This is a genomic window from Paenibacillus sp. FSL R5-0912 (assembly GCF_000758605.1).
GTDB lineage: Bacteria > Bacillota > Bacilli > Paenibacillales > Paenibacillaceae > Paenibacillus_AQ.
Window position 1 is genome coordinate 5,274,882 of the sequence record NZ_CP009282.1, and the last position, 25,326, is coordinate 5,300,207.

General features: G+C 52.8%; 18 protein-coding genes. 4 read left to right on the forward strand and 14 right to left on the reverse strand.

Annotated features, from left to right (window positions below; translation table 11 throughout):
- Positions 1-255 precede the first annotated feature (255 nt).
- The 4 genes from R50912_RS22520 to R50912_RS22535 form a co-directional block, all read right to left on the reverse strand.
- Positions 256-684, reverse strand: a complete 429-nt coding sequence (locus R50912_RS22520; RefSeq protein ID WP_042238035.1) for a GreA/GreB family elongation factor — start codon at positions 682-684, stop codon at positions 256-258.
- Positions 685-852: 168 nt separating this feature from the next.
- Positions 853-1,758 (reverse strand): class I SAM-dependent methyltransferase, encoded by a 906-nt coding sequence (locus R50912_RS22525; RefSeq protein ID WP_042238037.1) that lies wholly within the window; start codon positions 1,756-1,758, stop codon positions 853-855.
- Positions 1,759-1,869: 111 nt separating this feature from the next.
- On the reverse strand, positions 1,870-2,271 hold the full coding sequence (locus tag R50912_RS22530) for an RrF2 family transcriptional regulator (RefSeq protein ID WP_042238039.1): 402 nt from the start codon (positions 2,269-2,271) through the stop codon (positions 1,870-1,872).
- 262 nt (positions 2,272-2,533) lie between these two features.
- Positions 2,534-5,197: a glycoside hydrolase family 78 protein gene (locus tag R50912_RS22535; RefSeq protein ID WP_042238040.1), complete on the reverse strand. Its 2,664-nt coding sequence runs from the start codon at positions 5,195-5,197 to the stop codon at positions 2,534-2,536.
- A gap of 149 nt (positions 5,198-5,346) precedes the next feature.
- On the opposite strand from R50912_RS22535, the gene R50912_RS22540 reads away from it, so the two are divergent.
- Both R50912_RS22540 and R50912_RS22545 read left to right on the forward strand, forming a co-directional pair.
- Positions 5,347-6,270 carry a helix-turn-helix transcriptional regulator gene (locus R50912_RS22540; RefSeq protein WP_052416614.1) on the forward strand — a complete coding sequence of 308 codons (924 nt, stop codon included), beginning with the start codon at positions 5,347-5,349 and terminating at the stop codon, positions 6,268-6,270.
- A 105-nt stretch (positions 6,271-6,375) separates the two neighbouring features.
- Positions 6,376-8,115: an ABC-F family ATP-binding cassette domain-containing protein gene (locus R50912_RS22545; RefSeq protein ID WP_042238042.1), complete on the forward strand. Its 1,740-nt coding sequence runs from the start codon at positions 6,376-6,378 to the stop codon at positions 8,113-8,115.
- Between the two features lie 76 nt (positions 8,116-8,191).
- Here R50912_RS22545 and R50912_RS22550 read toward each other — a convergent pair whose 3' ends face one another.
- The 9 genes from R50912_RS22550 to R50912_RS33465 all read right to left on the reverse strand — a co-directional run bounded on the left by R50912_RS22550 (position 8,192) and on the right by R50912_RS33465 (position 22,324).
- The gene (locus R50912_RS22550) at positions 8,192-8,743 is read right to left on the reverse strand and encodes an SMI1/KNR4 family protein (protein WP_042238043.1); all 552 of its coding nucleotides are present in this window, start codon (positions 8,741-8,743) and stop codon (positions 8,192-8,194) included.
- Positions 8,744-9,013: 270 nt separating this feature from the next.
- Positions 9,014-12,199 carry an alpha-mannosidase gene (locus tag R50912_RS22555; RefSeq protein WP_042242980.1) on the reverse strand — a complete coding sequence of 1,062 codons (3,186 nt, stop codon included), beginning with the start codon at positions 12,197-12,199 and terminating at the stop codon, positions 9,014-9,016.
- A 275-nt stretch (positions 12,200-12,474) separates the two neighbouring features.
- Positions 12,475-13,512 (reverse strand): LacI family DNA-binding transcriptional regulator, encoded by a 1,038-nt coding sequence (locus tag R50912_RS22560; RefSeq protein WP_042238045.1) that lies wholly within the window; start codon positions 13,510-13,512, stop codon positions 12,475-12,477.
- A 1,022-nt stretch (positions 13,513-14,534) separates the two neighbouring features.
- Complete coding sequence (locus R50912_RS22565) at positions 14,535-16,226, reverse strand: cellulase family glycosylhydrolase (protein WP_042238047.1); 1,692 nt, start codon at positions 16,224-16,226, stop codon at positions 14,535-14,537.
- A gap of 15 nt (positions 16,227-16,241) precedes the next feature.
- A complete protein-coding gene (locus tag R50912_RS22570) occupies positions 16,242-17,114 on the reverse strand; it encodes a carbohydrate ABC transporter permease (RefSeq protein ID WP_042238049.1) in 873 nt (290 codons plus the stop codon).
- Positions 17,111-17,998: a carbohydrate ABC transporter permease gene (locus R50912_RS22575; RefSeq protein WP_042238051.1), complete on the reverse strand. Its 888-nt coding sequence runs from the start codon at positions 17,996-17,998 to the stop codon at positions 17,111-17,113. Before R50912_RS22575 ends, R50912_RS22570 begins: the two co-directional genes overlap by 4 nt.
- A gap of 32 nt (positions 17,999-18,030) precedes the next feature.
- Positions 18,031-19,350 carry an ABC transporter substrate-binding protein gene (locus R50912_RS22580; protein WP_042238052.1) on the reverse strand — a complete coding sequence of 440 codons (1,320 nt, stop codon included), beginning with the start codon at positions 19,348-19,350 and terminating at the stop codon, positions 18,031-18,033.
- Positions 19,351-19,482: 132 nt separating this feature from the next.
- Positions 19,483-20,556: a response regulator transcription factor gene (locus tag R50912_RS22585; RefSeq protein WP_042238054.1), complete on the reverse strand. Its 1,074-nt coding sequence runs from the start codon at positions 20,554-20,556 to the stop codon at positions 19,483-19,485.
- Positions 20,534-22,324 (reverse strand): sensor histidine kinase, encoded by a 1,791-nt coding sequence (locus tag R50912_RS33465; protein ID WP_052416616.1) that lies wholly within the window; start codon positions 22,322-22,324, stop codon positions 20,534-20,536. Before R50912_RS33465 ends, R50912_RS22585 begins: the two co-directional genes overlap by 23 nt.
- A gap of 201 nt (positions 22,325-22,525) precedes the next feature.
- Here R50912_RS33465 and R50912_RS22595 point away from each other — a divergent pair, with 201 nt between their 5' ends.
- Positions 22,526-23,161: a TetR/AcrR family transcriptional regulator gene (locus R50912_RS22595; RefSeq protein WP_052416619.1), complete on the forward strand. Its 636-nt coding sequence runs from the start codon at positions 22,526-22,528 to the stop codon at positions 23,159-23,161.
- 13 nt (positions 23,162-23,174) lie between these two features.
- Positions 23,175-24,449 carry an MFS transporter gene (locus tag R50912_RS22600; RefSeq protein ID WP_042238057.1) on the forward strand — a complete coding sequence of 425 codons (1,275 nt, stop codon included), beginning with the start codon at positions 23,175-23,177 and terminating at the stop codon, positions 24,447-24,449.
- Positions 24,450-24,589: 140 nt separating this feature from the next.
- Here the strand turns inward: R50912_RS22600 and R50912_RS22605 are convergent, their stop codons facing one another.
- A complete protein-coding gene (locus R50912_RS22605; protein WP_042238060.1) occupies positions 24,590-25,105 on the reverse strand; it encodes a stalk domain-containing protein in 516 nt (171 codons plus the stop codon).
- Positions 25,106-25,326 lie beyond the last annotated feature (221 nt).

Here is a 25,326-nt window from a genome sequence, read left to right on the forward strand (position 1 = left end):
CCGCGAACAGACCGTTGTTCCAATCGCTGTTGTCCCCAGATTTTATTCATTCTCCTTAGCGGTGAAAATCCGGGGACAAAGGCGACCGCTGCCGCTTTTACACAATCGTTCTGTCCTCTCCGCTGTTTAAGCGGGAATCGTATCTTCAATCTTAAAACAGAGCAGCAATCCTCGCGTTATTGGAGGATCGCTGCTCTACTGATTTTCGCCTTTTTTTATTAACCGCCCTAGACAGTTACTGCACTTCCTGCCCGTTCAATCATACACATTATCCAGAATCAGCACTTCATCGCTGCCAAACGGGGTTTGGATTGTGACGGTATCGCCGGGACGTGCCAGAATCAGCCCCCTGCCCATCGGAGACCAGAGGGAGATGCAGAATTCATCCAGCTCGGCTTCACCGGGAATTACGATTCTATAGGCATCCTTCAGCGTTTCCTGACCGATCCGCAGCGATACCCGCGACCCGACCAGAACAGTGGATTGCTCCAGCGCTTCATCCCCGCCGGACAGAATCTGCTCCACCGCCTCCTGATACTTCCTGATCAGGGACTGAATCTCCGCCCGTTCGGCCGGTGACTCCCATGTTCCCCGGTCCAGAATAACAAATTTATGCTCATCGAGATAGACCAGCTGCTGCACCAGCTCCTGGCGCAGGGAAATCGTAACGAGACTATGGCTCATAGTAGATTTCACCCACTTTCTTCATCAGGTCATGCTCGAAAATACGCTTACTCAACCTCATAGCCCTCAGTCCTCCCAAATAATAAAATAGATCCCGCGTGGGGATCTACTCTCTATGATAGCATCTTTCTATGGAAAGACAATGTCATGTATATATGCTGTTGTGATTTACTGCTTGGCTGCAGCTGCTCTGCTGTACATATTGAGATCCTGCAGCTTAATCAGTACCTTGCCGAACCGTCCGCCTTGGCGTATCACTACCTTTTGATCAGAATAAGCAGTATGCAAATAATCCGTGACGACCTTCAGGGTAGCCTCTTTCCCGTCCAAATGATGCATAGGCAGCATCTCTATTACTTCAGCAAGCGCAGCTTCAACGGATAGCTCCTTGCTTTTCGTCTCGCGGGTCACAATCGATTCATAGGAATACCCCTTCAAATACAGCAGCTGCATCAGGTAGGCCATATCCGAAGATTCCGCATGCACTGCCCGGCCCGTCAGCAGAGGCAGCACTTCATTCATGAGGCTATGCTCCTGAACCCCCGCCGATGTGCTGATATAGCAGTATTGCCGGGCACAGCTAATGACCTTCTCCGTGCTCTCCCAGTCAAATACCGCCGGACACATGGACACAAATACAAGATCGAAGGCGTTCAGCCAGCCTTTTGCCGCAATATCAATATCCTCAAACGGTTCGCGCACCAGTTCCACTTGACCAGGGGCGTAGCCTGCGGTGTTGTGCAGAAACAGTTCAGACAGTGGAATGTTAGGCTCTACTGCTGTTACCTTGGCCCCTCTCTCGATAAAAGGTACGGTGAAGCCGCCAGAAGCCGCGCCCACATCCAGGACAGTCAGCCCTTTGAAATCTACTCCCTGGCCCTCCATCCAGCTGATAATCCGCTCACTTCTGTCTCTCCCCGCGCTGCTGAACACCTCTTCATTAAACACCTTCGCCTTATGATCGAAGCTGGTGTGCGGGTTCATTCCCATTGCTTTGAACTTGTTGGCCATTGCCTTGGGATCTTCCTTCCAGGCCTGTTCCCATACTTTTGCATCAAATAATCCGTTAATCATCTCTGATTCATCCTCTCTTATTTTACAGACTTTACAGACTTTGAATATCTACAAAACCCCCAAGAAGAAACGGCTTTGCCGTCCTTGAATAAGGACGATACCGTTTCAGACTTAGTGACTCTGCATCATCTTATCGGCAAGCTCCGACATCATCTTATTGCGCAAATACTCCTCCATCTGACCCTCGGCCTTCACCATCTCCTGCTGGATCAGACACTCGCTGGAATGATTAAGCGTGCAGTCAAACAGCGAAGCCGTGCCTTCGATCGCATGAATAATATCGAGGAACGATATTTCTTCCTTCCTGCGTCTCAGGCGGTACCCGCCGTTCGCACCGGATGCCGATTCAACCAGCCCCGCCTTTACCAGCTTCGTAAGGATCTTGGACAAATAAGTAGGCGATACATTCTGCCGCTCGGCAAGCTGCTGCACGCCTACCGGCTTATCAGGGGTGTGCGCTACCAGGAACAGCATCGTATGCAACGCATAGTTCGTTGCCTTTGAGTATTTCATCGTACATATCTCACCTCAATCACGGACTTTATTGATCTATAATAACCCTTATAAGGAGAGAATGCAAGCGGGTGCTACAAGAGGGCAGCCCTTTTCCATTTCCTTCTATGATCGCTGACCAAACAAATGGAAACGGCTTTACCGTCCTTTTTTAGGACGGTACCGTTTCAGCGAGAAAGATAAGGACAATTTATGCGCGGAGCATATCAATTTTGAAAAAAACAGAGCCCGTTGTCCCCTAGGAGCTCTGCATAATGTAATGTTATATCGTCCGCAGGGTATACTCAAATCTGTATTCACCGGACCCGAGCGTAATCTTCACAGCCTGCTCCAGCTGCTCTACGGCATGAATGCCGCGGACCTGCTGAAGCTCCTGCCCGTTCTCCAGTACACCCGCCAGCACAGAGTCCGGGAGATGCACAGTAGCCGAGGTATTCGGCGGAACTACGGCCACCAGCTCTATTTTGCCGGAAGCTATCGTCCATTCGGAGCGGATCTTCCCATACATGGATTCCAGCTCGGCAGCAGCCGAAGTCAGTCCGCCTCCCGGATGCGGCTGAATCAGAAACTGCTTATAGCCCGGATACTCTTCCAACTGCTCGATACCGGCGACACAGCGGTACAAAAAATCGCCAATCGCCCCATACGCATAATGATTGAAGGAATTCATATCCTTGCTCCAGAAGCTGCCGTCCTCCTTAATTCCGTCCCAATGCTCCCAGATGGTCGTTGCTCCCCTAGTTACCTGATACAGCCAGGAAGGGTAATCGGTCTGCAGCAGCAGCTTGTAGGCAGCATCATAATGGCCCGCCGCGGCCAGTACCAGATTCAGATAAGGTGTGCCGACGAAGCCCGTTGTAAGATGATATTTGCTCTCTTCCAGCAGTTCTATAAGCTTGGCGACTGTACGTTCCTCCGCCTTCCCCTCCACCAGTCCGAACATTAATGCCAGCACACAGGCCGTCTGTGTAGCTACACTTATCCGTCCGGCAGGCGTGATGAATTCCCGGTTAAAAGCTTGTTTGATCCGCGCATGCAGCTGCGAGTAATACTGCACGTCTTCTGTTCGGCCTAGCACTTCCGCCGTCTTCCCCATAAGCTCTACAGAATAGGCGTAGAAAGCCGTTGCGATATAATCCCTGTCCGTAGCGCCGATGTAGCTGTCCGGCTTGGCATCCAGGCCTAGCCAGTCTCCGAAATGGAAGCCGGTATTCCACAGGAATTCATCCGTCCCCTGCCGGCGGATATACTCCACCCAGCCCTGCATGCTGCTGTACTGCTGCTCCAGAATCCGCTTGTCGCCATAACACTGATAAATCGTCCACGGACAGATGACAGCCGCATCGCCCCAGGCAGCGGAAGAATGGGAATTCTCATCCAGCACGTGGGGAATTACGAACGGAACACCGCCGTTATCCAGCTGATCGGCAGCCAGATCCTTGAGCCATTTGCTGAAAAAGGGGGCCACATTCATCAGATACGCCGACGTACGGATGAACATCTGCGCATCCCCGGTCCAACCGAGCCGTTCATCGCGCTGCGGGCAGTCTGTCGGCACATCGACGAAATTGCCTTTTTGCCCCCAGAGAATGTTATGCTGCAGCTGATTCAGCAGCGGATTGGAACAGGTAAAGCTGCCGGTCGGCTCCATATCCGAATGTAAGACAATCCCTGCGAAATCCTGCAGATTGAGGTCCTCCGGGAAGCCTATCAGCTGAACATACCGGAAGCCTTGGAAGGTGAAACGCGGCTGGAAGCTCTCCCGTCCTCCGCCTCTGGCAATATAAGTAACTGTCTGTTTGGCTGCCCGCAGGTTGTCTGTGTACACATTACCTTCCTGATCCAGCACCTCGAAATGCCGCAGCTGAAATTCCTGTCCTGCCTGCCCTTCCATGGAGAACCGCATCCAGCCGACCATATTCTGACCCATATCCAGCACGGTCTCCCCGGCCGGAGTGCGCAGGAGTGCGATGGGTGACAGTTCTTCAATAGCTTTTACGGGAACATTCTCCTGGGCCAGCAGAATATCCTTGGTGTACGGAAGGATCTCCGCAGGCGTCCATAACTGGTCATCGTACTCTGCCCTGCTGAAACCGGTCTGCTCCAGACGGGCATCATAGGTTTCGCCGTGATAGATCTCCGACATCAGCAGCGGTCCGGGCGATACCATCCACTCTTGATCCGTCCGGATGATCTGCTCCACCCCGTCCGCATAGATGAGATGAATCTGCATCAGCAAGGCCGTGCGGTCGCCGAACACATGCTTTTTGTTATCCCAGGCCAGGTTTCCTTTGTACCAGCCGTTCCCCAGCCAGGCGCCAACCGCATTGTCCCCCACTGCCAGCTGCCCTGTGATGTCATAGGTCTGGAACTGCAGGCGGGTGCTGTAGCTGGTCCAGCCGGGGGTCAAATAATCCTCGCCGACTCTTGTACCGTTCAGCTCCACTTCATAGAGACCGAGACTGGTCACATACATTCTAGCCCGGGTGACCTGCCGGTCTACATGGAAGCTCCGCCGCAGCAGCGGAGCCTGCTCTGCCTGGACATCCAGGCAAGCCAGCGGCGCTGTAATCCACTCTGCCTCCCAATCCTCCGGCGAGAGCAGGCCCATCTCCCACCAGGCGGTATCCGACCACTCTGTAGGCCGGTTCTGCTGATCCCATACTCTGATCCGGTAATAATAGCGCTGCTTAGGCTGCAGCTGCAGCTCCTTCAGCTCAATATGCAGGGATTGTCCGGACTCCACTCTGCCCGAATCCCATACCGTGCTTCTGAAGTCCTGATCCATTGCTGCCTGAATCTGATACGCCTGCTGCAGCACATCCCGCTCATCCGCACTCAGCTGCCAGCTGATTCTTGGACAACGGACATCCAGTCCCAGCGGATTGTCTTTGTACTCCACACGTAATTTCCGGACTTCTATCATGGACTCCACCCCGTCTTTTCTAATAATGACCCTATAAATATGAAACGCTTTCTATTACAATTATAGAATTCCGCAGCATTTAAATGACCTGCAATATGGACATTTCACCGGGGTAAAAAGGACATCTTGTTGTTTGGAGGAGTGAGCTGATGCATTCGGCCAATCATACGCTAAAAGGAGAGTATTTCTTCCAGAACAATCTCCAGTTATATGTGAACCGCGCTACCGAGAACTATGATCTTCCGCTTCACACCCATGATTTCATAGAGCTGACGTTCGTTGCCGAAGGCAAGGGCTTTCATTATATCGGGCAGCAGGCTCAGCAGACCGGCAAGGGTCAGCTGTATTACATTCCCGTCGGAGTCTCCCATGTCTTCCGTCCGTCTTCACCCAGCCCGCTCCGGGAACCGCTCGTAGTCTACAATTGTCTGTTCAAGCCGGAGCTGCTGGACAGCCTTGCCTCCGTTGTTCCGGACCCGCCGATTGCCTCCTATCTGGAGCAGATCCGCAATCATCAGCTGCCCGCATTCTCCGTGACGGACCAGAACGGCTCCATCGAGAGCCTGTTTCTGGCGCTTCACCGGGAGGTTCATCTTCCGCAGACCGGCTCGGGCAGCTATTTGCTGACCTTGTTCATTCAACTGCTGATAAGTATCTACCGGCTCGTGCATGACGAGGTCCAGTTTCCGCTGAACAAGCAGACGCAATTCCTGCAGATTCTGAATTATGTCAACCAGGAGTATGTGCAGGAAATCACCCTGAAGCGTCTGTCACGCAGCTTTGACTGGAGTGAACGACATCTTCAGCGGTTGTTCAAGGCGCATACCGGGCAGACCTTCCACCATTACCTGCAGAATGTCCGGATTCAGCAAAGCTGTCTGCTGCTGGTCCAGCAGCCCAAGGCGCATGTTCAGCTCATTGCGGAGCAGGTCGGCTACCGTGACCCGAAGACCTTCAATCTGGTGTTCAAGCGGATTATCGGCACCACTCCGGGGAGCTACCGGCAGGCGTCCGGCAAGAAACATTTGGAGGGCCCGGAGCCGGGAGGAACAACTTTAACGCAGAATGATTGATGTTATTTGTAAATAGTGTTAGGCTATCAACGGTAAACTCAACATCTGTGCTCTTCAATACATCCTAAAATAGTCACAAATTTAGTTAGAAAGAAAGGTAACACTATGATAAAAGTAGAACACTTATCCTTCTCATTCCCGCAAAAAGAACTATATAAAGATATTTCCTTTACGCTTGAAGCCGCACAGCATTGTGCTTTCATTGGAACAAGCGGCAGCGGCAAAAGTACACTGACCGATATTCTGATGGACCCGGAAAGATATCTGTTTGAGGGCAGGTTAGAGATAGATCCTACTTGCAGCATCGGGTATGTAAGCCAGTTCTCCCAACCGGAAAAAACTAAAGATACAACCGTTTTTGAATATATCGGCGAAGAATTTATTAAGGTACAGACTGAAATAAATTCTATTTTGGCTGAAATGGAAACCTCCTCGGATATGGATTCGCTGCTGGAAAGATATCAGTTGGCGCTAGACGCCTTCGATGCTATGGACGGGAATGATTACGAAAGCAATATTAATAAGAAGCTAAATCTGGCAAACCTCATGAAGCTAAAGGATGTCAGGGTATCTGACCTGAGCGGCGGGGAATTCAAGCTCATTCAAGTAATGAAGGAAATGCTCAGCCGTCCGGAATTCATGATAATGGACGAGCCCGATGTATTTTTAGATTTTGACAACCTAAATTCGCTTAAGAATCTTATTAATGCCCACAAAGGCATACTGCTGGTGGTTACGCACAACCGCTATCTGCTCAATCATTGCTTCAACAAAATCCTGCACCTTGAAAACAAGGAGATCCAGGAGTTTGACGGGCGGTATATGGATTACAACTTCTCCTTGCTGCAAACCAAAATTGAGCTGCAGGAGCTCGCCATCGCTGAAGAGGAAGAAATTGCGAGAAACGAGAACATCGTCAATAACCTTAGAGCAATCGCAACTTATAATTCTGAGGCCTCCAGAGGGAGAGCGCTAAAAGCCAGAGTTAAATTTCAGGAAAGACTGGAAGCACGCAGAATTAAAGCTCCATTCGTAGAGATTAAGCAGCCGGATATCCGTTTCAGTATCGATCATGAACTGGAAGACACGACTGTTATAACTGTTAATAACTATAGCGTTTCCTTTGATGAGCTGCTGTTAGAAAATGTTAACTTTGAGATCAAATCTACGGATAAAGTAGCCCTTATCGGTGCAAACGGCACCGGGAAAACGACATTACTCCGGGAGATTTATAGGAATAATCATGATGCAATTGAAGTAAATCCGGATGCTAAAGTGACTTATTTATCTCAGCTTCAAGGTGAAATGCTGAAGGATTCTAATACCATCCTGGAGGAATTCATCGATGCCGGGTTCGCAACGTATGATGAGATTAGATCGCATCTTTCAAGCTACGGCTTTGAAGGGGAAATCCTTGAGCAAAGAATAGAATCCTTATCCGGCGGCGAAAAAAATATGCTTCAGTTAGCTAAAGATTCGGCCAGTAAAGCGAACGTACTGCTGCTTGATGAACCGACAAGCCATTTGGACACCTATACACAAATCGCACTGGAGAACGCTATCCAGAACTATAAAGGTGCGATTCTCATGATTTCGCATGATTTCTATTCGGTGGTAAACGGGATGGATTATGTTCTGATCATTGACGGCAAGACGATTAGAAAGATGACGATCAAGAAATTCAAAAAGATGATTTATGCCCGGCATTTCGATAAAGACTATCTGGAACTGGAACAAAATAAAAAAGCTGTTGAAACGAAAATCGAGTTGGCTTTGAAAGCTGCTAATTTCGAACTTGCACAAGGTTTGATGGATGAGCTGGAGGAGCTGATTAAACAGCTGTAAATGATAACTAAATAGGATTCACCTGTCAGAAAAAAACGACAAAAGAAGCCTTATATTTAGGGTTTCTTTTGCTGTTTTATGGAAAATATTTATTAAGATTCTCTGGTGTGATGCCGTTCCATAACCAAAATTGATCCCCTTGCGATACAAGTAATCGATCGAGCCATAGTTCAAAGCTTAAATTAAGCGGCTCACCATTATCACGAGCTGAGGTATAGATTGACTGGTCAAACAGATAGTCTTTTCTGCCTTGCTTTACATAATCGCTATTTACACATATTAAAGTCTCACTGAATTTTGCTATAACGTATACGTGCTCAGGGGTTGGAAACTTTTCCAATGCATCTAGAATTTCATCCACTCCAAAAATATGCCAATGAGGTGCCGATTCTTCAACATCCTTATATAATTCCATTCCGTTATGAAGAGACAAAAAGAACTTATAATCCTCAGGCAGCTTTAACTCCGTCTCCGCTTCAAAATCCTTGATTTCTTTCAATAAGACGGGCTTAGAAAATGAAAATCTACATGTAAGCTGAAATCCTAAATTTCTTTGTATAGAAAAATTTTTGTTATTGTAAATTACCTTCTTTAAAGCCTCTAAGGATGCGGTTATTAATTTTGACATTTGCCCTCCCCCTCATAAAAAAACCACCAATTGATTTGTAAAACCCATCATATCTAGGGTATTCGCTTAGTATTTAAACAATCCTGCGCTTAATGAAAGTACCCGCAATCTAATACTTTTGTCCTTTGAACATCAGGGGATCGCCTCTTTTCGGTTTGATTTGGTCCGGCTTACCATTATTCGGCAGGGCGGCTTTTCTCCCGCAAAAAAGCAAAAGATCCCCGGAGTCCGGGGATCTTTCGGTCAATCAATGCATAATTAACGCTCACATCAGGCAAAGACAACATGCAGCGTATGAATCTCATACGGTTTGAAATCAAGGCGGATGGCCGGTCCGTCCACCGCTTCAGTCTCCAGCGGACGCTCCATCAGATCGCGCAGCTGCCAGGAGACGGCGGAGTAATCGCTGCCGATATTCGCCGTGCTGCGTGTTCCCGTATACTCATGCAGTCTGACGATACATCCGCTGCCATCCTCGGCCAGCTTAACGGCATCGACGGCAATGTTCGGTACATCACAGGTGATCAGCGACTTGCCGTTACCGGCGGCATAACCCCCTTCTGCAGCGAGGAGCGGATTATTCAGCGCCCAGGCTTCCTGCACGGTGCCTGCCGCAGCCCAATCCCCTTTATGCGGAAGCAAGGCATACGTGAAGCGGTGCTCGCCCTGGTCAGCCAGCCGGTCCGGGCTGGTTGCCGATTTGATCAGCGACAGCCTCATCGTGTGATCTTTAATGTCGTATCCGTATTTGCAGTCGTTCAGCAGACTGACGCCATAGCCCCGCTCCGACAAGTCCGCCCACTGGTGGCCGACGCTCTCGAACCGCGCATAATCCCAGCTCGTATTCCAGTGGGTCGGCCGCTTCACATTCCCGAACTGGATATCATAGGTAGCTTCCGTCGCGCGAACCGCAACCGGGAAAGCTGCCTTCATCAGCTGATGCTGTTCATGCCAGTCCACCAGGGTCTCGAAATCAATCCGTGCACTTCCGGCATATACCCTAACCTTCTGAGTGATCGAGGAATCCATGTACTTCCAGGTGAACTCAAGCACCGCCTGCAGCAGGCCGCATTCGGTCAGCTCTACAGAGCGCAGATCGCTCACCACCAGCATTTTCTCCTGGTAATACAGATCGATATCCCAGGCATCATACATCTTCGGCTTATCCTCGAATACCTGCAGCAGGTTGCCGCATTCGCCCGGTGCCAGCACCTCACGGGCTTCTCTGCGGTCGAAGATCCGGCTCAGCTGTCCGGCTGCATTCCACTCCAGAATGTAATAAGGGGTAGTTAGCGTAGAATCCTGCCAGGTAAAAGGAACGGAGGGTTCCGTATTCTCTCCGGAAGCGGCGGGTTGTGCAGCGCGGATCACTGCACTGCCCATCGCCGGAACGGTTTCTACCTCAACCAGCCATTGGCCGCCGGAGCGCTGGGCGGACAGCGGGTTGCCGGCGGCATCACTCCAGACGGCATTCTCTGCGCTGTGTGGGACGGCTGCCAGACGAGGACCTCCAAAGAGGGAGCTGTTGAACAGCGTGTACTCCATGTGTGAATCGGTAGACGCCGGGTCATCCTCACCCGCTGATGCAGCATCAGGGCTGTTAAGGTTGATGAGTCCCGCAGCCGCAGCATTAAGCGCAGCCCGGCCCAGTTGCTCTGCTTCGGCATATTCCAGCCGTGAATCCTGGTAGACCTCATGGATCGAGGAGCCAGGGATAATATCATGGAACTGGTTGCGCAGAATAATCTGCCAGCCTTCCAGGAGCGACTCTGCAGGATATTGTGCATATCCGCCTGTCTCCGCAGCAAGGAGTATCTGCAGCCACTCCGCCTCGCGGTACAGCAGCTCCAGCTTGCGGTTCATTCTTTTGTTATAAGCCTGGCTGGTGTATGTCCCGCGGTGAAACTCCAGATACAACTCCCCGTCCCAGGTATGCACATATTGATCGGTGCCCTCTATAGTTTCATGCAGCCGCTCGAAATAGTCATCCGCCCGGCCCGGCTTCACTTGCGGCAGCCCCGGCATGGTATCCAGCCTCCGGCGCATCTCCAGCATCTCGCGGTTCACACCGCCGCCGCCATCTCCATACCCGTAGGAGAGCAGCAGCTCACGGTTCAGGTTCTTGTCGCGGTACTGGTCCCAGATTCCCTGCACAGAGAAAGGCTCGATAAGGCCGTTATACGTATAGTACCAGGCGCTGGAATCAGGAGCTTCGGGTGTGGTGATGAAGTGGGTCAGTACCTCGCTGCCGTCAATCCCTCTCCAGTGGAACGTATCATGCGGCATGCGGTTGTATTGGCTCCAGCTGATCTTGGTCGTCATAAAGGTGTCAATGCCCGACTTGCGCAGAATCTGCGGCAGCGCCCAGCTGTAGCCGAACACATCCGGCAGCCATAGGTACTTGCAGTCTACGCCAAATTCCTCGCGGAAGAATTTTGTCCCGTACAGAATCTGCCGCACCAGCGACTCGCCACTGGTCAGATTGCAGTCCGCTTCCAGCCACATTGCACCTCCGGCTTCCCAGCGCCCTTCCTCCACCCGCTGCTTAATTTCGCTATAAATCTCCGGATAATCCTGCTTGATGTAGGCATAGAGCTGCGGCTGGGTCTGCAGGAAGATGTACTCAGGGAACTCCTTCATCAGCCGGAGCACCGTAGAGAAGGAGCGGGCCGCTTTCTCCCGCGTATGGGTAAGCCGCCATAACCAGGCCACATCAATGTGGGTATGGCCGATTGCGGTTACCGTAACCGGATGCTGCTGTTCCAGCAAGACCAGGGACTCAAGCAGGCTCTTCTCGGCCTCCTGGACTGAAGCATAGAAATCCGCGCTGCCGGGCCTTGACCAGTCCAGCTTGTTAAACGAGCGGTTCAATGCCATCAGCAGCTCATGCTTCTCGATCTGGCTGTCGGCAAGCTGCTTGAAAGTACCCAGTGCCGCCCGGCCTGTATAATAGAGATTGTCGGCCGCTTCATCCAGATATGCCAGCTCAGCCTGCTTGATCCGGTGTTCCTGAGCAATCAGCTGGCCGTCTCCGTTCAGGCCTGACCATAAGCGGAAGGTGAAGTCCAGCTCCCTGCCAGCGGCATCCTCAAGAAACACCTCCTGGTGATTGGAATCCACGCCCTGATACGGCTTGCCATCCAGAAACAGCAGGGATTCGAAGCCGCTGTTGTTCCCTCCGCCTGTCCGGCCGAAATCGAATATACCTACAATACGTTTCCCCTGCCAAGCTGCGGGTACGGTTATTTTGCGGTGCAGCCACAAATACACATCACTGCCGGTCCAGTAATCCCCTATACGAAGCTTCTTGTCTCCTTCCGGGGCGGATGGATAGACACCATTGTCACCCTCCTGATCCTCTGTAACCAGCCATTCATCAAGCGTAATAACCTCACGGTACCGGTAACCCTCCAGCTCCTTCAACCGCAGTGCAAGCTTCTCTTCAGTCCAAAACATTCCCATTCCGATTTTCCTCCCTTTTGTATAACACGTGTTATAAAATGGGCAGAAAGACGGTCCATCCGTGTAAGGATGGTACCGTTCCCTGCTAATTAGGATAAGCTGCCACTACAAAGTGAATCGCTGCTTAAGGCATATTGCCTGTTAGCTCAGCCGGCTCAGACTATGTGCAAGCTAAAGCTACATCGTCCCCCAGCAGAAGCTGTTCAGGCTGTGCCGGCAGCAAGTGCAACACCCTAAATGGCTTAGCCTCCCCTTCATACCAAGCGCGGTTACGCGCTTTCTCCTGCCCTTAATACTGCTGGAAGCCAGATTTTGTCCGCCTGTCCTGCTTCGTTCCTGCCGTTCATCTGCGTAAGTAAGCAGCGTACCGCCTCTTCCCCCATACTCACATAAGGGATTTCTACGCAGCTTAGAGACGGCAGGCTAAGACGGTGACCCTGAATCGTATTATCTGCCGCCATGATCCGCACATCTTCACCGATACGCAGGCCAAGCTTGTGAGCCGCCCGGTACAGATCGGGAATTGCGCTTGACCAGTTGACCAGCAGCGGCACATGCTGCGGCCCGCTATCCGCCAGCCTCTGCAGGCACGCTGTCCAGTCGCCATGGTGTTCCTCCAGCCGGATCACGATTGGCTCCATCCCATGTGCGCTGCACCAGCCGGTATAGGCATCGCGGCGGTTCCGCTCCGCCCAGTTATCCGCGCTATGCTCATGGTATACCTCGGCATAGACCGGGCCGGGCTGCTGCGGTGTACCCTCCCGCAGCAAATAATTCAGCGCCGTCTCCACACTGCCCGAATAATCGGCCAGCACGGAAAACACACCAGGCACTTCTGCGTACCCTTCCACAGAAACATAGGGGATTCCGGCATTCCCTATGCGGGAAGCCCACTCCTCATCGTGGTAGCTGGTATGATCCAGCGTCACAATCCCGTCGATCTTCCGCCGGTGATAGAGCTCCAGCAGCTCGGTCCTGCCGTTGGCGTTCCCCTTATGGCGCGGAGAGCAGAGCAGAATATGATACCCGCTGAGCTCACACTCCCGCTGCATGCCTTCCAGTAGCCGGGTGAACAGCGGATGACGCGTATCACCGAAAGCGGCAAGCGTCATGCTTCTTCCCGTCTTCATGCTGCGCGCTCCGGCGTCCACATGGTAATTCAGCTCGCGGATGGCTTCCAGCACGGCTTCGCGCGTCTCCGCTCCAACCCCGATGCCGGGAGTATCATTCAGCACCGCAGATACCACACTGCGGGACACGCCTGCCCGCTTGGCTACGTCAAAGCTGGTCACTCTTTTTTTGCCCATATATCAGCACCTCACCGAGAGTATAACACGTGTTATCAAAAGTTGTATAGCGCTTTCTTTCATTTTTATGCCTGCTGACTTTTCGCCTTATGCATTGCGCAGATGAATTTGTGCTAGCTTTCGGAACGAATCGGACTTCTGCCTAAAGCAGAGGAGCTTTCGGGCTTTAACTGTATTTAGTGCAATTAAAACAGCAAGATTTTGTCAGACGAGTACTATAGTTGCACTCTCTCTCTCTGCAGTTATATTTAAAGTTATTCCTTAGAGCATCACCATTTGCCGGTTTTAGTTGTACAGAATACAGTTAGCGGAATAAAACCGGCTTTTCCCGGCTTTTAATTGTACGAAATACAGTTATTTGCTCGCTGCATACAATTATCTGCTATCCGCGTTCCATAACCACACTTCACTTAATTCGGTACCGGCTGAAAATCTACTCCCCCTGATGGAGACATCCAGGAAGCCCTGTAATCATAATTGTTGTATGTTTTACAACTTTGATTCACGGATAGTTCGGTGTTCGGGAGGATTGTTGTATAAAATAAGAAAAATCCGGCTAAGCCGTCTGAAACAGGAAAAATGTTGCATTTGATATAACAATATTGGATTTGAATCGATATTAGGCGGAAAATGTTGTATTTTGTGTAGGATTTCACAAAAAGTCACCCGCTACCTGCCACGGAAAGCGGATGAATGAGGAAATTCCTGAGGTAACAAAGGTAACAAAGTATTATTGCATACAAAAAGGCCCGTAAACTGCGGAAACGCAATTCACGAGCCTTATCACATTAGCTGAATGATCCTGTTAGCGCAGACGGGCATGCTTGTCTGCATTCCCATACTGTACCTTTACTGTACCTTCGCTGTACCTTCGCTGTACCTCTACTTTTCCTGCACTCTAACTATATTCTATTCTTACATTACCTCTACCCTACCATTTACTCTACTTTTACTGCACCCTCGCCGTTCCTTCTCTGCATCCATACTGTACCTTCATGTTGTACCTTTACAGCACCTTTGCACTACCGCAAATCCAGCCACTCCAGGGATGCCGCACCCGATGCAGCGCTGACTGTCAGCTCATGTGCTCCAGCTTCCAGCGGCTGACCACTCTGAATCCGCACCGTCTGCCAGTCCTGCCCGGAGTCCGAGGCATTACCGTGAATCCGGCCGATCTCCTGACCATCCAGCTTCACCATCAGCTCACTGTCCGAGCCGCTCATCAGGACCCGCAGCTCCAGAGCCAGCAAGCCCTCCAAGTCCCCCAGCTTCAGCAGCTCCATATCCCCAGCCGCAACCGCAACCGTAAATTCATACGCTGCCCAGTCCCCCTCCGCCAGATCCACACACAGCCTCTCCTCAGGCAGCCAGGCCTGGCCGCGGCCGTGCTGGAAATTGGGTACCGTCCGGTCTCCCTCCACGAAGCGGAAGTTCATTCCGTCCTCCTCCCGGAAGCCCGTGCCTACCGCAGCCTGTCTGCCGGAAGCTCTCCCGAAGCTGAGACCGCTCCCCTTGTAGCCATAAAATATAGCAGGAATCCTCACCGGCAGCCGCCGGAACAGCGAGTGGACCACCTCTGAATGGTACACACAGTTGTCCAGGCTCAGATTGAGCAAATATTCGTCCAGAATCTCTTGAGCCTCCACACGCTCCGGCTTCGCACCTCCCTCCAGATAGCGGACCAGCTTAGGCCAGCCCTCAGGAGGAACGATGGAGCAGGGGGAGTTATCCGTGTCGAGCTTCTTCCAGGTCCAGAAGTTCCAGGAGATGCCGTGATCCTCAAACAACTGGAAAGCGCCGGCATACCAGTCCTTATTATTCTCCCCGCCCTCCCCCATGAACAGCGGCACATTCAGCCGCTCTCTTACGTCGAGATACTTCTGAATGCTCTCCGTATCCGGGTTGTTCCAGTACTTGTGAAACTGCAGCATTACATTATCATCCGGCAACTTATTATCAGGCAATCCCTCGAAGATCGACCAGTCCGTCGCCCAGTGCACGCCCTCCAGAATAATCATATGCAGGGCATCGACCTCCCGGATAGCCGCAATAATCTCGCTGTACAGCGGCATCACCTGGTCATTGTATTGCGAGAACCAGTCCGGCAGCGGCTCGTTCAGCAAATCATAACCCGCTACGATCCACTCGTCCTTATACCGCTGCGCAAACATCCGCCAGATGGCGATGGTCAGCTGCTTGTTACGCTCATCTGTGAACAGCTCCGGCAGATCCCGCGCGGAGTCGTCGATATTCGTTCCGGTCTGGCCTCCGGGTGCTCCATGCAGATCCAGAATGGCGTAGATTCTGTGCTCCCTGCACCAGCCAATGATCTGATCCAGCCGCACCAGATGCTCCTCATGCCAGCCGGACACTCCCTCTTCTTCCCGCAGGATATAGCGGGCGTTAATCGGAATCCGGATCGAGTTGAAGCCTTCTGCGGCAATCCGCGCAATATCCGTTTCGGCCACATAGCGGTCATAATAGGTCTCCCAGAACGCCTCCGCCCCGTCAGCACCAATTAGCGCTGTAATCATCGCTTCGATCCGGCGCGGACGGTCTCCCTGTTCCGGGAAACGCCACATGTACCCTTCAGGCAGCAGCCAGCTGCCAAGCCCCACACCCCTCAGCAGCAGCTCGCGCCCTTCCCCGTTTCTTAAGCGGTGCCCGTCTGCATAGAGAAACCCGCTTACTTCATGATGGTCCGGGTGAATCATTTGTTTTTCCTCCCTTTACCCTTTGACGGCGCCTTCGGCAATGCCATTCAGAATGTATTTTTGCAGCAGCAGATATAGAATCACAACGGGCAGCATCGTCAGCACCAGCGAAGACAGAATCGCCGACCAGTCATTATTGCCATATTGCCCGAACAGCATATTGGTGGACAGCAGCAGCGTATATTGATCGGCATCCGTGAGCATGAGCAGCGGCAGCAGAAAGTCATTCCACATCCACAGCAGGTTGAGAATCGCCACAGTTGTCGTAATCGGTAGCAGAAGCGGAAAAATAATCGTAGTGAACAGCCTGACCTCCCCGCAGCCGTCGATTACCGCAGCCTCATCCAGATCCCGGGGGACCGATTTGACGAATCCGTGATACAGGAAGATGGCCATCGACACACCCAGCCCGATATAGATTAGGCCGAGGCCGACCGTGGTGCCCTGCACCGCCAGCTTCATGGAGATCCGGTTCAGCGAGATCATAATCGAATGAAACGGAATCAGCATCGACAGGACGAACAGGTTGAACAGGAACGTGCTCAGTCTGCCGGGTGTTCTGGACAGCTTATAGCCGGCCATGGACGAGAATAGAATAATACCGACGAGACCAGTAGCCGCGACTACCACCGTATTGCCGAGACTGCGCAGGAAATTGGTTTTCTCAAAAGCATCACTATAGTTGCCGAATTCCAGCTTACTCGGAATGGCCAGAATATTATTCATCATGTCCCCTTCCGTCTTCAGAGAGTTGAGCACCCCCATGTAGATTGGAAAGAGCGTAATTACGGCACCTGCCAGCAGGAAAAGAAAGACGATAAACGAAGACAATCTGCGCCGCCCCGCAATACCGGACTTAGATGTGGAATTCAACCGGACGGTACTCATGCCTCCACCTCTCTTCGTTTCATAATGCTCAGCTGTATCAGCGTGATCACCAGGACCACCAGGAACAGGATCATCGCCTTGGCACTGGCGTAGCCGTAGCGGCCGCTCATCTTGAACGCTTCCTCAAAAATATTCAGCGCGAGCACCTGGGTCGCTCTTCCCGGTCCACCCCCGGTGAGCGCGAACACGGCGTCAAAAGCCTTGAACGAGCTGTTCAGCGTCACGAAGATACCGATCGTTACAGCCGGATAGACCATAGGCAGTGTAATGCTGCGGAAGGTCTGCCAGCTATTCGCGCCGTCAATGGCAGCCGCTTCCTTGAGCGCATCCGGCACCCCTTGCAGCGCCGCAATATAGATCACCATCAGGTAACCTACGCCGCCCCACAAGGAGACAATGACAATCGCCAGAAAAGAATATTTCGGGTCGCCGATCCACGACTGGTCCAGAAAAGCCAGGCCCGCATGCTCAGCGATATAAGGCAGTGCTTTGGTGAAAATAAACAGCCACATGAAGCCGCCGATAATCATGCTGATCATGTTCGGCATGAAGAAGATCGTCCGGAACCAGGTCTTGCTGCGGCGGCTGGATTCGATCAGCACAGCCAGCAGCACCGCCAGTACATTCTGCAGCACGACCATAAACACTACAAATTTCAGGGTAAACCAGACTGAATCGATGAAAAAAGCATCATCCGTCAGCGCTTCGATGTAATTGGCGAATCCCACCAGATGGTAGGCGGGATTCAATCCGTTCCAGTCCGTGAAGCTGTACCATGCCCCGCCGAAGGCGGGAGCAAGCATGAATACGGCGTAGAACAGCAGGGCGGGAAACACGAAGGCCAGCAGAATGAGCGACTGTTTGCTTTTACTGCTTCCACTCATCTCTATCACTCCTATGCTGTTTCTGGGTTTCCTTAGTTACCTGCTTTTACCGCATTGGCCCAGGTCTTGTCGAGCGTCTTAATGAATTCCTCCTGAGTTACACCCTTGGTGTAATAACTCTGAAGCAGCTTGGCCGTCTCATCGGTTACGCCGTTCGGGAGCGACAGATCCAGATAAGCCTTGCCTTCGGAGACATAAGAGCTGGCCTCGGTCACCCACGGATAGGTATTGTAGGTGTGCTGCTTCGCCACCGGATTAAATTTCAGCTCCTCGAACAGCGCCGAAGAATCCTGGTCATCCAGCACATAATTCACCAGATCCAGCGCCACAGCCTTGTTCTTGCTGTTAGGGGATACCGCCAGAGATGTCGAGGTCGCCAGATTAATCTGTGTAGCCGCGGGATCATTACTGACTGGCAGCGGAGCCACACCAAATTCCATATCAGGATTGGCTTTGAGGATGGATTCCGCCTGCCACGGTCCCTGCACCCACATTGCCGCTTTGCCGTTCGCAAAATCCGTGGACCCTGCCGCACTGCCCACCTCAAACGGTTTATCCGTGCCGTTAGCCATAATCAGATCAATAATGTTGAAGACATCCTTCACATCGGCATAGGAGGCTTCACCTTTGTTCATCTTCTCCACCCAGTCCGGATGCTCGGAGGATACGATGCCTCCAAGAGACAGCGCCATCATCAGCTGCGGAATCCACGATTCCTGGAAGCTCAGCTCGAACGGCTTAATCCCGGCTGCATTCAGCTTGTCAATCGCTGCCTGCATGTCATCCAGTGTCTGCGGCGGCTGAATCCCGAGCTCGCTGAAGATTTGCTTGTTGTACAGATATCCCCAGGACAGGCTCTCCAGCGGAAGGGCTACGACTTTATCATCATAGGTAACGGTCTGCCGGACACTGTCATACAGCTTCGGTACGAAGTCCTGATCCGACAGATCGCTTAGATAGCCGGCCTTGTAATACCGGGGCACATCCGCAATCGCATGGAGGGTGAATACATCCGGCGCATCATTTGAGGCCATCCGGGTCTCCAGAATCTGCTTGGCCTGATCCGGGTTCGGCATCTCCAGCTTGACGGTGACATCAATATTTTTCTCCGCCAGCTCCTTGGCCTTGAATTGCTCGAAATATTTATCGAATTGATCCTTGAAGCGCGGGAAGCTCATGAATACCTTCAGCTCCACTTTTTGGGCCGGACCTTCAGTCGCTGCTGCCGCACTTTCCGCCGGCTTGCTGCTTGCGCTCTCCCTTGGCGTATTTCCATTTGAACCGGAGCTGCACCCCGATACAATCCCCAGAACAAGCATCAGTGCCATTGCTGTATTAAGCGCTTTCTTCATTTCTGTTACCCCCTTCTGTTATGTCTGCCTCTTTAGTCTAGGGGATATAAGGGGCAGCGTCTTTTAAGGATATTAACATCGGGAGTTGCATTATATTGATACGCTTTCATTTTTATTTATCATCCGCAAAATTCACTTCTCGCTCCGCAGCTCTCCGGGGGTAATGCCGTAGTGCTTCTTGAAGACACGGTAAAAGTATGCCAGATCCTCGTACCCGCAGAGTCCAGCAGCATCTTTGATCGGCATGTCACGCCCTGCGATCAGCTCTCTGGCCCGCTCCATTCTCAGCCGGGTAATGCGGTCGAGTACTGTGTCTCCCGTTGCGGCCTTGAAAGCGCGGCTGAGATGCTCCTTCGTCACCAGGAAATGTGCGGCGATGCCCTCCAGCGACACCTGCTCCAGGTAATGATTCCGGATATAGTCCTCAACCTCCGCCAGATCAAGCTTAACGCGGTTCTTGCGCTGCTCCAGAAGCGTGTTGATCAGCTCTGTGAAGTGATCCCCAAGCCCCGTTACCATGGCCTGAACTGACGGCCATGGCTTATCGGGCCTATCGGACGTATCCGGCGCATCCGCTGCCGTCACACCCCCGTTTGTCTTCGCGGCTTCACCGGCCAGCAGAAGCAGGTCACGGGCAGTCCGCTCGATCATTGCTTCCAGCTGATGCTGCGGCACCGAGCGTTCCAGCTCCCGCCCCAGCTTCTCCAGCTCTTCTCTTGCCGCCGGCTTGTTCAGCGCCAGCAGCTGATCATAGATCCGCTGGCGGTAGGCGAGATAACGCTCCATCAGCGGCTGATCCATGAGCATCAGCGGTGATCCGGTTAAGCGCTGCCGTTCCCGCTCCTTCGCGCACTCCGAGAGCACGTTATTCAGCTCTTCCCGGTCCACCGGCTTCAGCAGATATTCAACCGCCTTCGAGCGGATCGCCTGCTTCAGGTAGACGAAGTCATCATATCCGCTCATCACAATAATCTGCACCTCCGGGTACTGATGCTTCAGTCTTTCCAGCAGCTCGACCCCGTCCAGTCCGGGCATCCGCATATCGGTAATTACTAGCCCCGGATGAAGCTTCTCCACCAGCTCAAGTCCTTCGATTCCGTCCTCCGCTTCGCCGATCACCTGCATTCCGTGTTCTTCCCAGGCGCCGAGCGACTTCACTACCTGTCTGGACCAGGGCTCATCGTCAATAATCAGAACCTTCAGCATTCCGCTCTCCCCCCTCTGCGGCCGCAGGCCACTGGATCACAACCAGTGTTCCCGCCCCGGCCTTGCTGTATATACGCATTCCATACTTCTCTCCAAATTGCAGCACCAGCCGTGAATGGACGTTGTGCAGGCCGATGCCCTTTCTCCGCCGGGGCTCTCCCGCTCCGGGATCGGCCAGCATCGTGACATTCCCCCGGAGTGCCGCACGGATCTCCTCGAGCCGCTCCGGCGTCATGCCTACGCCTTCGTCCTTAACCATGAATACAGTGCGGCTGCCAACGGTCCGGATCCGGATCAGCAGCCTCCATTGCCCGCGCTGTGGCTGCAAGCCATGCTCAAAAGCGTTCTCCACCAGCGGCTGCAGCGTGAAGCGCGGCAGCAGGCTGGCCCGGGAGAACTCATCCGCCTCAGTCACCACTGTACAACGCCCCAGGAAGCGGTTCTCCTGAATGAACACATAGTTGCGCACATGCTTAAGCTCTTCCTCCAGCTTCACCAGCCCGCCTTCATTGCTGATCGAATAACGCAGCAGGTCGCCAATCACCCGGGTGATGTTATAAATATCATCAGCATTCCTCGACAAAGCCATCCCCCCGATCAGCTGGAGCGTATTGTTCAGGAAATGCGGATTGATCTGGGCCTGAAGAGCGAGCAGCTGGGCATTCTTGACCTCAATCTCCTGGCGGTATTCCACCTCAATCAGCTCCCGTATCCGTTCCATCATCGAGTTGTAGCCGCGCTCCAGCAGCCCGATCTCATCACGGCTCTGCACCGAGTGCTGTTCGAAGTTGCTGACATGCGCCTTGCGCATCGACACCGCCAGACTGACAATCGGGCGGGTAATCCGCAGCGAGAACAGGATAGACAGCAGAATGGAGGCAATCATGAACAAGCCTCCGGTCAGAAAACCGGCAGCAATCGTAGGCCGTGCGCTCTTGGCGACAGTGGACAAGGGAATGGCTTTCACGACCGTAAGCTGACCATCGGCCACTTTTTTCATGAAGAAGAAATAGCCGTCCTCCTGCCGGAATTCAAGTTCATGCTCAGAGACGGCAAGATTCTGCAGCCGCCTGCCGATATCACCGGAGCTCTCGGAAATGCTCGAGCCGGAGAGCAGCTCGCCCTCATCATTCAGCAGGAAGACCGAGCTCTCGTCCTCGGACTGGAGTATATGGCTGACCTCCTCCCATACCTCCCGATTGATCCGCACGCCTATGCCTCCGAGCAGCCGGTGATCCTCGAACCGGTTAATGCCGTGGTAGGCATAGATGCCGGTGCCGTTCTGCTTGAAATACATATTGACCGGCCCGTAGGGCAGCCGGCTCCAGGGGCCCTCACCGATATCCAGCGGGGAAACGCTTCCACTATTCACGAAGTCAACGGAGATGGCTTTTAATTGGTCATGCATGTACAGTGTCAGCTCGTCTACCTTCCGGGAGTTCGTATAGAACTGCGAGGTTATGGCTTCGCGGATATTGTTCAGCGAACGGTACTGGACACTAATGTCCGGGCTGTCCGTACCCGTTAACCCCGCCATAAGCTGAGGGTTAATCTGCAGGGTGTAGAACAGGGTATCCAGCTGCTCAATCAGCTCATCCAGATACTGGTCCGCCCACTGCATCCGGGAGTTATTCGCATTGATCATTTCCTTCTCCACGGATTGCCGCGTATTGTACGTGGCAATGGTGGTAACAGTGAGCACCGGCAATGTGGTCAGGCAAATCATGATGACCAGGAGCCGGACCCGGAGACTTGTCCGCTTCATCATAGGCTGATTCCTTTCTGCGAAGCTGGATTGCTTTTACCGTCAAAATATAGCATGCCGGATCAGGCCAGACAATACGGTGCTGAGAATATTGCTGGCCGGGGAGTGGATATAGCGGCCGATTCAACTGCCACTTGTTAAATGACAATGATGTCATTATAATATTAATGACAAGCGTGTCATTATTTGAGAGGGGGAAGTGAGATGTCACCCAGAATATCCGACCAGCAAAAAGAACAGCGGAGGATGCAGATCCTCGGTGCCGCCAAAGTGGTGTTCACCGCCAAGGGCTATGAAGCAGCTACGTTCACAGATATCCTGGAGGAAACAGGGATGAGCCGGGGCTGGATCTATTTGTATTTCCAGACCAAGGAGGAAATATTTGAAGCGCTGCTCGATCAGCAGGATAGTGAATATGAGGCCTATACAGCAGCCCTGTTATCGGCACACCCTGGGGTGTGGGAAGTCATCCGGCAGATGTACGCCGATCAGCAGGCAGAGCTGCTGCGCATGCCGGGCGGAAGTTTCCTTCCGGCCTTCTATGAGTATTTCCTGGGCGGCTCCAGGGATGAACGGCGGCGAAGCCTGCTGCTGAAGCGGTACGAGACCGGAATTGCCCGGTTTGAGGCACTGCTGCACTCAGGCGTGGAGCGGGGGGAATTCAGCCCGCTTATGCCGCTTGCGCAGCTGGCGAGAATTACAGCCTCTTACCAGGAAGGAATCATGACCCACACTCTTGCCGTAGGCCCGGAGCTCGCTCACACGGAATTCCAGATTAACGCGCTGCTTAATTATCTGGAGCAATTACTGAAGCCCGGGCGCCGCCCGGCTGAAGAATAGGAGGCCCCGCCACATGTCCGCACTCTTCCGCAATCCCGTCTTTACCAGGCTGTTCCTGGCCGCCTTCGCTTCACAGCTCGGGACAGTTGTCGGGAACATGGCCTTTGCCTATTACCTTGTGGACCATTTCAGCACGCGTCCGGCACTGGCGGCAACGGCTGAACTGATGTATTCCTTGCCCACCCTTGCCGTGTTCTGGCTTGTCGGAGTCATCGCCGACCTGCTCGACCGCAAGAAGATTGCCGCTTACAGCGACTGGATCCGGGCCGGATTAACGCTGCTGCTCCTGGTATGCGTACATGGTCAATTGCTTACCTTATGCTTCCTGGTGTTGTTCCTGCGCAGCGCCATTGCGAAGTTCTTCGGCCCCGCCGAGATGGGCCTGCTGCAGGGCAGCATCGGGCAGGCGCAATATGTTCAGGCAGCGGGCCTGAACCAGATGATTATGGGGCTGTTTATGCTGTTCGGCATGAGCCTTGGCGCGGCGGCTTACCGCTTTCTCGGGATTGAAGGTGCTATCCTTATCGACGGGGCGAGCTTCCTCATCTCCGGACTCCTGATCCTAAGCTGCCGGTTCACAGCTGAAGTGCGGATGCCCAGCGGACACTACGCACTGCGGGATATCCGGTTTCCGCAGCTGCTTAAAGATTTCCGTGAAGGGCTGCGTTATATCCTCGGGCACAAGCTGCTCCTTACACTCATCTCCGGCTTCCTGTTCTTCGGCATCGTCAACGGCGTATTTGCCGTCCTGCCTATTTTTGCAATGAAATACAAGCTCAGCCCGGATAACTATATGCTTCACGCCTCGCTGATCACCCTCTGCCTGGGCACCGGCTTCCTGATCGGCAGCCTCGCCGGCTCCGCGCTGATCCGCCGGTTCACACGCCCCCGGGTGCTGATCTTCGGACTGCTGTTATCCAGCCTGCTGATTGTTGCCCTGGGCTCGGCGGACACCCTCTGGATCTATCTCCCGCTCGTTCTGATCGAAGGCATCTGCATTGCGCCGGTGAATATCGCGCTGGGCAGCTGGCTGCCGGAGCTGGTCATCCCGCAGAACATGGGGCGGGTGAATGCAATGATTGAGCCGGTGATGATGCTCGGCCATTCCCTGGCGCTTGGTTTTGTCGCTATTGCATTTCCGGCTGTCGTGTCGATCACTTGGCTTCACTACATTCTGGGCCTATGCACCCTGCTGGTCAGCGTGTATTACGGATTCGCCCTGCCTCCGCTCGTCCGCAGGCTGGCCCTGCCTAACGGGAATTCTTCAGCCGCTGAAAGAGCTGGCTAAGGCCGTACCAGATAACTGTTTATTCGATCGAATGCACAGCAAAAAGGATGCCCCAAGCCCATGATCCATTACATTCGGCTTTAGGGACATCCTGTCTCAATTTTTCCTGCTTCTTCATGCTTTTTCACAGCTGCCTCTGTTTATTTTTGCAGCTCCAGATCCTTTTGCTTCAGCAGATCAGCGTATTCCGCTTTGTACTGCTCCAGCTTCAGCTTCAAATCGGCGCTGTCCGGACTCGATTTCAGCAGGCTGCTGGTGGCCAGGATATTATTGACCGCCGTATCAATTTTAGCGTCGATAACTTCGATTCTGCTCTTGGTCACGCTCAAGGCGGGATCAGGCGTAACAATCGGCACAGGACCAAGAATGGCATTCTTATCGCTTGAGGAAGAAGCGCCTCCCTCTGTCTTTTCATCCAGACTGATCGTTTTACCTTCTACGGAAACCTTGAATCCGGCTAATTCTCCGATTGCACGGACGGGTGCATAGCTTTTGCCGTCAATTACGATGGCCGGATCGGCCAGCTTCTTGCCATACACCTTCACGGTATACTCCGCCTGAATTGCCTTTCCTACCAGTGTTGCCGAAGCGCCCAGCGCCTGCGCACCCACCATCAGTATCGCCCCGGCAATGAATCCGGCAGCAATCTTTTTCATAAGAAATTCACTCCCCGTCAAAGACTATGACTACTATTCTACCATTTCACAGCCGCCTGTGCCGACATTTGCCGGTGATTCCATTGGAAACGCCTGTCCGAAGAACCCTTTTAACCCAAATTTAAACCCGGCAGCTACCGGTATTTAACCTTCCATATGTACACTTTAGATAGGCTGAATCTATGAAACATGCGGTCTTACTGGGGATGTAAATATAGGAG